The sequence below is a fragment of the Heyndrickxia sp. NPDC080065 genome, from assembly GCF_050281185.1.
Lineage (GTDB): Bacteria > Bacillota > Bacilli > Bacillales > Bacillaceae_C > Heyndrickxia.
In genome coordinates, this window is the sequence record NZ_JBNNWS010000004.1 from 238,170 (window position 1) to 251,792 (window position 13,623).

Annotated in this window: 13 protein-coding genes; all 13 read right to left on the bottom strand. The window is 36.8% G+C overall.

Features of this window, described 5'->3' with window-relative positions:
- Positions 1 to 15 precede the first annotated feature (15 nt).
- Positions 16 to 645 carry an orotate phosphoribosyltransferase gene (gene pyrE, locus ACQKP0_RS06225; RefSeq protein WP_427404946.1) on the bottom strand — a complete coding sequence of 210 codons (630 nt, stop codon included), beginning with the start codon at positions 643 to 645 and terminating at the stop codon, positions 16 to 18.
- Complete coding sequence (gene pyrF, locus ACQKP0_RS06230; RefSeq protein ID WP_427404947.1) at positions 646 to 1,356, bottom strand: orotidine-5'-phosphate decarboxylase; 711 nt, start codon at positions 1,354 to 1,356, stop codon at positions 646 to 648.
- The gene (locus ACQKP0_RS06235) at positions 1,353 to 2,270 is read right to left on the bottom strand and encodes a dihydroorotate dehydrogenase (protein ID WP_427404948.1); all 918 of its coding nucleotides are present in this window, start codon (positions 2,268 to 2,270) and stop codon (positions 1,353 to 1,355) included. Before ACQKP0_RS06235 ends, pyrF begins: the two co-directional genes overlap by 4 nt.
- Positions 2,267 to 3,043 carry a dihydroorotate dehydrogenase electron transfer subunit gene (locus ACQKP0_RS06240; protein WP_427404949.1) on the bottom strand — a complete coding sequence of 259 codons (777 nt, stop codon included), beginning with the start codon at positions 3,041 to 3,043 and terminating at the stop codon, positions 2,267 to 2,269. The genes ACQKP0_RS06235 and ACQKP0_RS06240 overlap by 4 nt, the downstream gene beginning before the upstream one ends.
- Positions 3,040 to 6,252, bottom strand: a complete 3,213-nt coding sequence (carB, locus tag ACQKP0_RS06245; protein WP_427404950.1) for a carbamoyl-phosphate synthase large subunit — start codon at positions 6,250 to 6,252, stop codon at positions 3,040 to 3,042. Before carB ends, ACQKP0_RS06240 begins: the two co-directional genes overlap by 4 nt.
- Positions 6,245 to 7,336: a carbamoyl phosphate synthase small subunit gene (locus ACQKP0_RS06250; protein ID WP_427404951.1), complete on the bottom strand. Its 1,092-nt coding sequence runs from the start codon at positions 7,334 to 7,336 to the stop codon at positions 6,245 to 6,247. The genes carB and ACQKP0_RS06250 overlap by 8 nt, the downstream gene beginning before the upstream one ends.
- On the bottom strand, positions 7,333 to 8,619 hold the full coding sequence (locus ACQKP0_RS06255) for a dihydroorotase (protein WP_427404952.1): 1,287 nt from the start codon (positions 8,617 to 8,619) through the stop codon (positions 7,333 to 7,335). Before ACQKP0_RS06255 ends, ACQKP0_RS06250 begins: the two co-directional genes overlap by 4 nt.
- Positions 8,603 to 9,517 carry an aspartate carbamoyltransferase catalytic subunit gene (locus ACQKP0_RS06260; RefSeq protein WP_427404953.1) on the bottom strand — a complete coding sequence of 305 codons (915 nt, stop codon included), beginning with the start codon at positions 9,515 to 9,517 and terminating at the stop codon, positions 8,603 to 8,605. Before ACQKP0_RS06260 ends, ACQKP0_RS06255 begins: the two co-directional genes overlap by 17 nt.
- Before the next feature lie 131 nt (positions 9,518 to 9,648).
- Positions 9,649 to 10,971 carry a uracil-xanthine permease family protein gene (locus ACQKP0_RS06265; RefSeq protein WP_427404954.1) on the bottom strand — a complete coding sequence of 441 codons (1,323 nt, stop codon included), beginning with the start codon at positions 10,969 to 10,971 and terminating at the stop codon, positions 9,649 to 9,651.
- A 155-nt stretch (positions 10,972 to 11,126) separates the two neighbouring features.
- Positions 11,127 to 11,669 carry a bifunctional pyr operon transcriptional regulator/uracil phosphoribosyltransferase PyrR gene (gene pyrR, locus ACQKP0_RS06270; RefSeq protein WP_427404955.1) on the bottom strand — a complete coding sequence of 181 codons (543 nt, stop codon included), beginning with the start codon at positions 11,667 to 11,669 and terminating at the stop codon, positions 11,127 to 11,129.
- A gap of 164 nt (positions 11,670 to 11,833) precedes the next feature.
- Positions 11,834 to 12,745: an RluA family pseudouridine synthase gene (locus ACQKP0_RS06275; RefSeq protein WP_427404956.1), complete on the bottom strand. Its 912-nt coding sequence runs from the start codon at positions 12,743 to 12,745 to the stop codon at positions 11,834 to 11,836.
- The gene (lspA, locus tag ACQKP0_RS06280) at positions 12,717 to 13,202 is read right to left on the bottom strand and encodes a signal peptidase II (protein ID WP_427404957.1); all 486 of its coding nucleotides are present in this window, start codon (positions 13,200 to 13,202) and stop codon (positions 12,717 to 12,719) included. The genes ACQKP0_RS06275 and lspA overlap by 29 nt, the downstream gene beginning before the upstream one ends.
- A 120-nt stretch (positions 13,203 to 13,322) precedes the next feature.
- On the bottom strand, positions 13,323 to 13,610 hold the full coding sequence (locus ACQKP0_RS06285) for a TraR/DksA family transcriptional regulator (protein ID WP_427404958.1): 288 nt from the start codon (positions 13,608 to 13,610) through the stop codon (positions 13,323 to 13,325).
- Positions 13,611 to 13,623 lie beyond the last annotated feature (13 nt).

Consider the following 13,623-nt stretch of genomic DNA (forward strand, 5'->3'; position numbering starts at 1 on the left):
TAGTCCCTCATTCATTTACTTATTCCATTCAGTTGGGTTTTCACGCCATTCTCTTAAAGTCGCAAGATCTATTTCTTCAATAACTTTATTTTTGAGAGCGGACTCTATTAGTGTTGAATATGTAGCTAAAGAAAATGAAGAAATTCCATGACTTTTTAGTTGTTTTTTTCCATCTTCAAGTTCATACGTAAAGATAGAAACGACACCTAATACTTCACAGCCAGCTTGTCTTAAAGCTTCAACAGCAGTAATGACACTTCCACCTGTTGAAATTAAGTCTTCAACAACAACTACTTTTTTGCCACTAGATACTTTACCTTCAATTTGATTCCCTTTTCCATGCCCTTTTGCTTTTGAACGTACATAACACATTGGGAGGTCCATCAAATCACTTACCCATGCCGCATGAGGAATTCCAGCAGTTGCAGTACCTGCAATAATTTCGACATCTTTAAAATGTTCTTTAATTAAACCTACTAATCCTTTTGCAATGTCTTTTCTTATTTCTGGGTAAGAAAGTGTTAAACGATTATCACAATAGATTGGGGAATGGATGCCAGATGTCCATGTAAATGGTTCATTTGGTTTCAAATGAACAGCACCGATGGATAAAAGTTGTTCTGCAATCGTATTTGAATTTGTCATTTAATTTTCCTCCCATAATTGTTTAATCTGTAAGTAGGTCTGTAAAGGTGTCTCTGATTTTGTAATCGATCTTCCTACAACAATAGCTGATGAACCAATATTTCGTGCTTTTTGTGGAGTTACCACACGAATTTGATCATTTGCTGCATCACCCTCTAAACGAATTCCGGGTGTAACACGTATAAATCGATTACTAGTGTTTTTACGGATTTGATCTGCCTCAAGTGCCGAACAAACCACACCATCTAGACCTGCTTGATAGGTAAGCTTGGCATAGTGAATGACAGACTCCATTAATGAATGATGAATTAATTGCTCTTTTTGCATTTGTTCTTCTGACGTACTTGTCAATTGTGTGACAGCAATTAATAATGGCCGTTCCTTTCCACTTTTTGTACCAGCTTCTAATCCCTCAAGTGCAGCCTCCATCATTTTTAAGCCGCCTGCAGCATGTACATTCACCATGTCCACTTCAAGGGCAGCCAGACCTTTCATCGCCTGCCCAACCGTATTTGGAATATCATGAAGTTTTAAATCAAGAAATATTTTATGTCCAAATGTTTTTAATTGATCAATTAAAGCTGGACCTGATTGATAAAATAATTCCATTCCAACCTTGACATAAAGTGATTCTGAATTAAATTGTTTTAAAAATTCCATAGTGGAGTCGTAATCTGGAAAATCTAATGCAATAATTGGTGTGTTAATCATAGTTGTTTCCAACTCCTTCCTATTATTTCCGAAATATGAGAAATCCCTAATTCATCTAGTTTATTTGGTAGTTCATCAATTAGTTTAGGACAAATAAAAGGATCAATAAAGTTCGCTGTTCCGACAGCAATTGCACTAGCGCCTGCATAGAAAAACTCAATAATGTCTTCTACAGATTGAATTCCACCCATTCCAATAATTGGAATGTTTACTTCCTGACTAACTTCATAAATCATTCGAATCGCAATAGGTTTGATCGCTGGGCCTGATAATCCACCTGTACGATTGGCTAAAATAGGCTTACCTGTACGAATATCAATATTCATCCCGACTAAAGTATTAATCATGGTTAATCCATCTGCACCAGCAGCTTCTACTGCTTTCGCCATATCTACTATATTAGAAACATTGGGTGATAACTTTACATAAACAGGTACTTCTGATACTTCCTTTACCTTCTTCGTTAATTCCTTCGCTATCTCAGGAATAGTTCCAAAAGCAATTCCTCCCGTTTTTACATTCGGACAGGAAATATTTAATTCAAGCGCATGAACATTTGGTGCCTTCGAAATGCTTTGCGCTACCGCAACATAATCTTCCGTTTGTGAACCCGCCACATTTGCAATGATAGGAAGATCAAATTGCTCTAACCAAGGCAATTCATTTTCTAATACTGATTGAAGTCCTGGATTTTGCAATCCAATCGCATTCAGCATTCCAGCAGGTGTTTCCGCTACACGTGGGGTTGGATTTCCATATCTTGCTTCAAATGTTGTTGCTTTTATCATAATAGAACCAAGCAGACTTAAATCATAAAACTGACTGTATTCTTTCCCGAACCCAAAACAGCCTGAAGCAGGAATTACTGGATTTTTCAACGAAAGTCCTGGCAGCTCAACATTTATCCGGTTCATAAGATCACCTCTCCCATTCTAAAAACAGGTCCATCACTACAAACCTTTCGATATTTCGTTCCAGATGGGTCATCGGAAAGCTGACAGACACATGCTAAACAGGCACCTATCCCACATCCCATCCTTTTTTCTAATGAAATATATCCCTCAATTGATGAATAGTTATTTTCCAATGCTTTTAACATAGGCATTGGTCCACATGCAAAAAGGCAATCAAATGCAAGATTCTCCTGATCCATAACATCCGTAACAAACCCTTTCGTTCCTAAAGAGCCATCAACAGTTGCGATATAGGTTTTTCCTAGACTTTTGAACTGCTCAACATAAAACACTTTACTCTCCGTCTCATGTCCTAAAATATGAATAACTTCTACACCTTGACGAACAAGTCGTTTGGATAATTCATAGAGAGGAGGAACTCCAATTCCTCCACCTACTAAGACAGCTTTCTCACCTTTTTTTCTTTCAACTGGAAAACCATTTCCTAATGGTCCTAGAACATCTATTGTTTCACCTTGTTTTTTATGGGAAAGCAATTTTGTCCCTTTTCCCTCTGCACGGTAAATCATTGTAAATTGCCTGTTTTCTTTATCAATCTCTGCGATGCTGATCGGTCTGCGCAATAAAGGTTCAGCAGCATCAGCTACACGAAGATGGACAAATTGTCCTGGCTGATTCATTTCATTGACTAATGAACCTTCTAATGTGAGTTCATAAATATTTTCAGCGATTAACTGGTGTGAAATAACTTTCATCTTTTCTTGTTTGATCATAATTGGACCGCTTCTTTCTTTTGTTCAGTTGCTGGCATTGCTTCAGAAGAAAATGTCATAGATTCTAAGACATCAAGAATAGCTGCAGCTGTATCCAGAGATGTTAAGCAAGGGATATTATTTTCGACAGCTTCACGACGAATACGGAACCCATCTCTTTCCGGCTGCTTCCCTTTTGTTAAAGTGTTAATAACCATTTGTACATTTCCATTTCGAATGACATCTAATAGGGTAACCCCTTCAGAACCAATTTTGTCAACGATCTCAACATGTAGACCATTTATTTTTAATTGATCAGCTGTACCGCTAGTCGCCATTAATCTAAATCCTATCGCTTCAAATCGTTTCGCAAGTTGAATAGATTCCTGCTTATCTTTATCAGATACAGTAAATAATACAGTACCATAGTTTTGTATCTTCATTCCTGATGCAACTAAACCTTTATAAAGGGCTTTTTCCAGTGTCAAATCTTTACCCATTACTTCACCTGTTGATTTCATTTCAGGTCCTAATGTAATATCGACGCCTCTAAGCTTTGCAAATGAGAATACAGGTACCTTTACATATACTCCGCGCTTCTCATCCACAAGTCCCGTACCATACCCTAATTCATTTAATGTATGTCCTATAATAACCTTAGTTGCTAAATTAGCCATCGGCACATTGGTGATTTTGCTCAGAAATGGAACTGTTCGACTGGAACGCGGATTCACTTCTATTACATAAAGTTCATCATTAGAAATGACATATTGAATATTTAACAATCCAATGATATTTAATCCTTTAGCTAATTTTGTTGTGTAATCTACAATCTTTGCTTTCATTGCTTCAGATATATTTTGTGGAGGATAGAGGGCGATTGAATCTCCAGAATGGACACCAGCACGTTCAATATGCTCCATAATACCTGGTATAAGAATTTGTTCGCCGTCACAAATCGCATCTACTTCAATTTCTTTTCCAACTAAATAGCGGTCAACTAGTACTGGATGCTCTGGATTTACCTGAACCGCTGTTTTCATGTAATGATATAATTCTTGTTCATGATAAACAATTTCCATCGCACGCCCTCCAAGTACATATGAAGGTCGAACAAGAACTGGATAGCCAATTTCTCCGGCAATTTTAACTGCTTCTTCAACTGAAAAGGCAGTCTTTCCAAGAGGCTGACGAATATTTAATTCTTCTAACGCCTGTTCAAATTTATCGCGATTTTCTGCACGATCCAAGCTTTCTAATGATGTACCGAGAATTTTCACGCCTCTTTCAACCAATTGTGATGCTAAATTGATTGCTGTTTGTCCGCCAAACTGGACAACAACACCTTCAGGATTTTCTAAATCAATGATATGCATGACATCTTCAATCGTCAAAGGCTCAAAATACAATTTATCAGATATACTAAAATCGGTAGATACTGTTTCAGGATTGCTATTTATGATGATTGCTTCATACCCAGCTTCCTGTATCGCCCAAACAGAATGAACAGTGGCATAGTCGAACTCTACTCCTTGACCGATACGAATTGGGCCGGACCCAAGCACAATAACACTTTTCTTATTTGTGACAATTGATTCATTTTCCTCTTCATACGTTCCATAATAATATGGTGTTTCAGATTCAAATTCCGCGGCACATGTGTCAACCATTTTATATACAGGGATTAGTTGATGTTCTTTTCTCCAATCATACACTTTTTTCTCATCAGTATTCCAAAGCTTAGCAAGTTTATTATCTGAAAAACCAATTTCCTTCGCTTGCTGTGCTATTTCTTTATCAAATGGATGACCCAATAAGAAAGCTTCTAATTGAATAATTTTTTTGATTTTATGAAGATAGAAGAGATCAATTTTACTCCATTCATGAATAATTTCTATTGTTACCCCTCTTCGAATCGCTTCGCTTACATAAAAGATCCGTTCATCACCAGCTTTACGAATTCTTTTTTCAATTATGTCATCGCTGAATTCTTCTGCTTTATTCAATTCAAGGTGGTATACACTACTTTCCAATGAGCGTACGGCTTTTAATAATGATTCCTCAAATGTTCTGCCGATCGCCATTACTTCACCAGTTGCTTTCATTTGAGTACCTAAACGACGATTTGCCGATTCAAATTTATCAAATGGAAAACGTGGGATTTTTGTTACAACATAGTCCAACGCCGGTTCAAAGCATGCATAGGTTTTTCCTGTAACTGGATTCATCATTTCATCTAAAGTAAGTCCTACCGCAATTTTGGCAGCAAGCTTAGCAATCGGATATCCTGTTGCTTTTGAAGCTAATGCAGATGATCGGCTGACCCTCGGATTAACCTCAATGATATAGTAATTAAAGCTATATGGGTCGAGAGCTAGCTGAACATTACATCCACCTTCAATTCCTAATGCACGAATAATCTTTAAAGATACATTACGCAGCAAATGATATTCTCTGTCGCTTAATGTTTGACTTGGTGCTACGACGATCGAATCACCAGTATGAATACCTACTGGGTCAATATTCTCCATGTTGCAGACAACAATTGCATTATCATTAGCGTCGCGCATTACTTCATATTCTATTTCCTTATATCCGGCAATACTTTTCTCAAGTAAACATTGGTGAACAGGACTGTTCTTCAATCCAGATGTTACAATTTCAGTTAATTCCTCAAGATTTTCACAGATTCCGCCGCCAGTACCTCCTAAAGTATAGGCAGGTCGCACAATGACTGGGTAGCCAATTTTATTAACGAACTCTATTGCTTCATCAAGGGAATGAATAATTTCACTTTCTGGTACAGGTTCATTTAATTTCTGCATTAAACTCCGAAACTCATCACGATCCTCTGCTTGTTTTATCGCAGAAAGCTTCGTTCCTAAAACTTCGACATTACATTCTTCCAAAATTCCAGCATTTGATAGTTCCATTGCCATATTTAGACCTGTTTGCCCACCTAATGTTGGCAAAATCGCATCAGGTCTTTCCTTGCGAATGATTCTGCTAACAAATTCTAATGTGATTGGCTCGATATAAACAACATCTGCAATTTCTGTATCTGTCATAATTGTTGCAGGATTGGAATTTACGAGAATAACTCGATACCCTTCTTCTTTCAATGCCAGACATGCTTGAGTACCCGCATAATCGAATTCCGCTGCTTGACCGATGATTATCGGTCCTGAACCGATGACAAGAATACTTTTAATATCTTTTCGTTTAGCCATTTTGTTTCACCAATCCTTTCCATTGTTCAATACTTGTTAAAAATTGATCAAATAAGAAATTTGTATCTTCAGGACCAGGTGATGCTTCAGGATGATATTGGACTGTAAATGCCGGATGGATTATGTGTGCAAGACCTTCAATCGTTCCATCATTTACATTTCTTTGTGTCACTCGAATCATATTCGTATCGATTGATTCTTCTTCAACTGCATAGCCATGGTTTTGGGATGTAAAGAACACTTTTCCTGTCCGTAAATCCTTTACCGGATGATTAGATCCACGGTGACCGAATTTTAATTTATATGTGTCAGCCCCGCTAGCTAATGCAAATAATTGATGCCCTAAACAGATTCCGAATAATGGTATTTCACCTAATATTTCTCGAATCATTTGAATGGCATCTGGGACATCTTTTGGATCTCCAGGTCCATTAGAAAGCATAATACCATCTGGTTTTAAAGCGAGAATGTCAGATGCTTTCGTATTATATGGGACAACCGTTACATCGCAGCCCCTTTTATTTAACTCTCTTAATATTCCGTGCTTTGAACCGAAATCTACTAATACAACATGATGTCCTCGCCCTGGGCTTGGGTAAGGCTTTTGTGTAGATACTTGTTCTACTTGATTTGTTGGCATAGTTTCTGATTTTAATCGTTTAATTATTTCTTCTGGATTTACAGAGCCGTTACATATAGCGCCTTTTAAAGTTCCAAAGCGGCGAATGATCCTCGTTAATTTTCGCGTATCTAATCCTGAAATTCCAGGAATATTTTTCAATTTCAAAAATTCATCTAACGTCATTTCATTTCGCCAGTTTGACGGGAAATCCGCTGCTTCTTTCACAATCAATCCTTTAATTGCAGGTTGAATAGATTCAAAATCATCGCGATTAATCCCATAATTTCCGATGAGTGGATATGTAAGAGTGACAATCTGACCACAGAAAGATGGATCAGTAATTGTTTCTTGATAGCCTGTCATCCCGGTTGTGAAAACAACCTCGCCGATTGTTTCAATCTCACTCCCAAATGCTTTACCAGTCATGATTGTTCCATCTTCTAAAATCAATTGTCTTATCATTGAATTGCCCCTCCATTCATCCATTTCCATTCTCCACCAACCATAGTTGCTACTGGCCAGCCTTGACATTGCCAATTCGTAAATGGTGTATTTCTCCCTTTTGATTTAAATTGTTCAGGATTAATTTTTTCTGTCATTTGTAAATCAATTACGGTAATATCTGCAGTACTTCCTACTTCTAATTTCCCAAGAGAAAGACCAAATGCGTTTGCAGGAGCTATTGTTAACCAATCAACTAATTGTTTTAGTGTAAAAATTCCTTTCTCTACACAATGTGTATAAAGCAGTGGGAAGGCTGTTTCAAGGCCAACAATTCCAAATGGTGCAGCACCCATCCCTTTTGCTTTTTCTTCACTCGTATGCGGAGCATGGTCAGTTGCTATAAAATCAATGGTGCCATCTAATAACCCTTCTATTAATGCATCACGATCTTCTTTTCCACGTAATGGTGGATTCATTTTATAATTTGTATCCAAGCTTGGAATGTCCTCTTCACATAATAATAAGTGATGCGGAGTAACCTCAGCCGTCACTTTAATTCCAGCTTTTTTTGCATCCCTTACCACACGAACAGATTCTTTTGTACTAATGTGACAAACATGATAATGACAGCCTGCAGCCTCTGCGAGTAAAACATCTCTGGCAATATGAACAGATTCACAGATTGATGGAATTCCTGAAATTCCATGTTTTTTTGAGAACTCACCTTCATGTACAGCCCCACCATAGATTAGTGAATTATCTTCACAGTGTGCAACAACTGCCATATTCAGCTCTGCTGCCCGCTTCATTGCTTCATACATCATTCCAGCTGTTTGTACTCCTACTCCATCATCTGTGAAGGCAAAAGCACCTGCATCTTTTAAGCCAGCAAAATTCGTTAATTCATTTCCAGCTTGATTTATTGTAATTGCTGCATATGGCAAAACTCTTACATATGCAGTTTCCTTTATTCGGTTCATTAGCCATTGCATTTGCTCTGGTGTATCCGGCACCGGCTTCGTATTAGGCATGCATGCAACTGTTGTAAATCCACCCTTAGCTGCAGCTAAAGTTCCTGTTTCAATCGTTTCTTTATGTTCTCCTCCAGGTTCCCTTAAATGAATATGTAAATCGAGAAAGCCAGGTGTAATTAAATGCCCTCTTACATCAAGTTCTTTTTCTCCAGTATTTTGTATATTCACGCCAATTTCATGGATAACTCCATCTTGAATTCTTATATCTGCTTTTATCAAATTTCCATCTTTATCTAAAATTTTTCCGTTTTTAATAATGTAGTTCATGTAAACAGCCCCTTAATGTATTTTCTATCGCTCTTTTGAGAACAGCCATTCGAATATATACACCATTCTCCATTTGCTTAAAAATTCTAGATTTTTCACTTTCAACTAATGAATCTGCTATTTCAACACCACGATTAATTGGAGCAGGATGCATAATAATACTCCCTTTTTTCATCCTTTTTTCACGTTCAATAGTTAAACCAAATTGAGCATGATATTGCTCCGCTGTAAATAGCATATCCCCTTGATGTCGTTCATGCTGTATTCTTAAAAGCATCACAACATCCGATTGTTCAATTGCTTGGTCAATTGGTACATATTTTCCTAAAGAAAATGATTCATCAAACCATTCAGGCGGTCCTGAAAATACTACATTTGCTCCGAGCATTTTTAATGCCTCCATATTTGACCGAGCAACACGACTATGAGATACATCACCGATAATAGCAATATTTAATTCTTCGAAACTTCCAAATTCCTGTTTGATAGTAAATAAATCTAATAGTGATTGAGTAGGATGTTGACCACAGCCATCTCCGCCATTAATGATCGGGATCTTAATATTTGGAATTAACTCTTCATAGAAATGATTAAGTTCATGACGTATGACGGCTATATTTACTCCAATAGACTCTAACGTTTTAACAGTGTCATAAAGAGATTCACCTTTCTGCCAACTTGAAGTACTTACTTCAAAAGGTATAACCTCGAATCCTAACTTTCTCTCAGCTATTTCAAAGCTGCATTTTGTTCTTGTACTCGGCTCAAAGAAAAGATTGGTAGCATATATTTTCTGAGGTGATGTCCAAATGCTTCCTCGCGAAAATTGTTCAGCGTCCTGTAAAATCTCCATTATTTCGTTTTTCTTAAGATCTGACATTGTTAGTAAATGGCTCATTTTCTTCATCCTCCCCGAAAAAAAACACCCTACTTCGATGTAGGGTGTTTAAATAAATGTGAGTTTTAATCCACATTACACTAACACCCTTGTAAGTCTCTCTGGACTTCTATTAAAAGGTGATATTCATTTTATTCTTTTTCGACCTCTCCAAAAAGATCGAGTTCAGAATCGTCTTTTGGACGACCTGGTAATACCAGATTTAAGATGACACCAATAATTGCTGCTAAAGCCATACCTGAAAGTTCAAATTCAGGTGTAAATTTTATAAATGCTCCCCCTATTCCAATAACCAAAATAACTGAGGAGATTAGTAGATTACGATTGTCACCAAAATCAACTTTATGCTCAACAAGCATTCTTAATCCGCTTGATGCAATAATACCGAATAAGATGATTGACACTCCACCCATTACTGCTTGAGGGATTGAGTTAAGAAATGCACTGACCTTTCCAATGAAGCTGAAGCAGAGTGCAAACACACCAGCTCCACCAATGACATACACACTATAGGCACGTGTAATGGCTAATACTCCAATATTCTCTCCATACGTTGTAGTAGGAGGTCCTCCTATCAAGGAAGCAATAATGATCGATACTCCATCGCCTAGAATTGAACGGTCTAAGCCTGGATCAGCAACTAAATCTCGATTAACAACCTTACTTAAAACCAGCTGATGCCCAATATGTTCTGCTAAGGTAACAATTGCTACTGGTACGATTAAAAGTACGATAGACCATGAAAAAGATGGATCGTAGCTTACAAAAGGCAATGTTAAATTAGGAATTTCAAACCATTTAGCTTCCATTACTATTGAGAAATTAACGATACCAGCTAAAGCAGCAATAATATATCCTCCGACTATCCCAAATAATATAGGTATAAGCTTTAAAAAGCCTTTGAAATAGGTGGAAGCGATGATTGTAATTGCAACGGTGCTAAGCGCTACTAAAATATGCTTAGTACTATAAATTAATTCTTGAGCTGGAGCTCCGAAGTTTTTATACATCGACATTCCAACAGCTGTTCCTGCAAGACCCAGTCCAATGACCATGATAATAGGACCTGCTACTACTGGCGGCAATAATCTCATTAACCATCTATAACCAAACTTATTAATAGACAATGCCACAATTCCATAGACAATCCCCGATATAAACGTAGCTAACATCATTGCACCAGGACCGCCAGCTACTTTTGCAATACCTAATGGTACTATAAATGCAAAGGATGACCCTAAATAAGCTGGTACTCTACCTTTCGTAATAAGTAGATAGGCTAATGTGCCTAAACCGCTCGATGCAAGTGCAACTGCAGGACTTAAGCCCACCAGCACCGGAACTAATACAGTCGATCCAAACATAGCAAATAGATGTTGGATACTTAAGGTAATCCATTGTGAAAAATTCGGTTTTTCATGAATGTCTAGTACTAAATTTTGATTTTTCCCCATTTTCGCTACCTCCACTTACTAATTTTCCCAAACAAAAAACCCTCTTCATAGCCTAAAGCCAGAATGAGGGCACAAAAATGGAGAGGTAACATTATCATTTCAACTACCTATTCCACCTTTGTCAGCCTCTCTGGACTGCTTTTAAAAGGTACTATCTATTTTTCATTAATACTAACTTGATCTAATCCATCTACTTCATTCAATGCAACAACAATTTTCTCAGCATTTGAAGTAGGAATATTCTTACCGATAAAATCAGCTCGAATCGGAAGTTCACGATGACCTCTATCTACTAGAACGGCAAGCTGAATTTGAGAAGGTCTACCTAAATCAATTAGTGCATCCAAAGCAGCTCTTACTGTTCGTCCTGTATACAGAACATCATCAATTAAAATTACTTTACGGTTCGCAATGTCAGTTTGGATATTTGAACCTTTTACTTCTGGTTCATCATTATTGGTCTTTTTTGAAAGATCATCCCGATACAAGGTGATATCAATTTCCCCTACAGCTATTGATTTTCCTTCTATTTTTTCAATTTTTTCAGCTAATCGTTTAGCAAGATGTATTCCTCTAGTCTTAATACCTACTAATACACAATTTTCAATTCCTTTATTTCTCTCGATAATCTCATGAGCAATACGTGTTAATGCTCTACGAATTGCATCCTGATCAAGTACAATTGCTTTTTGAGACATTTACCATCCCACCTCAATTTAAATTAAAAACCCTCTCACCTAGCAGGCAAGAGGGTATACGAAACGTTACCAAATAAATTATTTTTCGATACCTTCTCAGCCTCACTGGACTGTATTAAAGGTCTATTTAATTACTAATAGTTTAGTACTATAATTTATTTTTGTCAACCTTTCTTTTTTAGCTCATCAAGAAGCTTTATAAACTCGTCTGTCAGTGGTGCTTCAAATTCTAAATATTTTTCTGTTCGAGGATGAACAAAGCCCAAAATACCTGCATGTAAGGCTTGTCCATCAATTGATAATGTTTTTTTAGGTCCATATTTAGGATCTCCTACAAGGGGAAAACCTATATATTTCATATGTACACGGATTTGATGTGTTCGTCCTGTTTCAAGCTCACATTCTACAAATGTAAATTGATTAAATCGGTCAAGTACGCGAAAATGAGTAACAGCATGCTTTCCACTATCTACAACTGTCATTCTTTGACGATCATTCGGATCACGTCCAATTGGAGCGTCAATAGTTCCATGATCATGCGGAATGTTCCCATGGACAATGGCAAAGTATTTTCTAGTCACTGATTTTTCAACAAGTTGATTTACTAGGCGCTCATGTGCAAAATCATTTTTAGCTACCATCAATAAACCAGAAGTATCTTTATCTATACGATGGACAATCCCCGGTCTTAACACTCCATTTATACCTGATAAATCTTTACAATGTGCCATTAATCCATTTACTAAAGTTCCTGAAGTATGACCTGGTGCAGGGTGAACTACCATGCCTTTAGGTTTATTTACTACTAAGACGTCTCCATCCTCATAGTAAATATCAAGATTCATTTCCTCTGCCTCAACATCCAAGTTTTCAGGCTCAGGTATCTCAATTATTATTTTATCGCCAATGTTACATTTGTAATTAGCTTTCACTTGTTTACCGTTCACTTGAACATGGCCTTCTTTGATCCATAATTGTACTTGTGAACGGGACCATTCGTTATTTCGTGCGGAAATAATTTTATCTATTCGTTCATTATTTTCACTATCAAGAATGGTGTGTTCCATTATTTCCATATGTTTTCTCCTTTAACTTACGCTCTTCTCTTAACATTTGAATGAGTAGAAGTATAACACCAATAGTTAAACTGGCATCAGCAATATTAAAAATCGGAAAATTAATAATCTCTGCATAGAGGAAATCGACTACTTCTTTTCGAACAAGTCTATCTATAAAGTTTCCGATTGCGCCACCTAACATAAAGGCAAGACTGATTCCTAATAACGGTTTTCCTTTTGCGTGCTTTTGAATATAATAAATAATTCCACCTACTACTATTAGTGTAATTAAATAAAATAACCACATTTGTCCTTGTAATATTCCCCAAGCAGCGCCCTGATTTCGATGAGAGGTAATGGAAAAGACATTTTTAATTATTGGTATACTTTCCCCTATCTCCATGTTTTTATCAACAAGAATTTTTGTCAATTGGTCTAATGCCATTACAAATAATGCTAGTATGTAATAAATCACAAAGGAAACCCCCGTATCCGCTTTTTTCATATAAACCATCATTATTCACTTTCTTCCTTTGAATTGTAGCATAACAGGGGGCTTTAGAAAAGATTTAGTAGTTAGTAATGAGTTAGAATTTTAACTATAAGGGATTGTTATTTTGCCAAACGCCCATAATTGATTCCATTCATCTGATGTTTTCAAGGTAGGAATCGTTTCTAGCCACTCCTTTGGAATAGCCTCACCAGTACGCTCACATTTTCCATAATCCCCATCATTCCATTTAGAAAGAGCAGTATGAATATCCTTTAATTCTTCATTAATTAAATCTTTAATTAATTCATCATTTGTCACATATGAATGTAAATCTGCTTTTATCACATGAAGTAAATCATAGAGCTGTTGATGTTCATTATTTAGCGACATGGATATTCCCTCC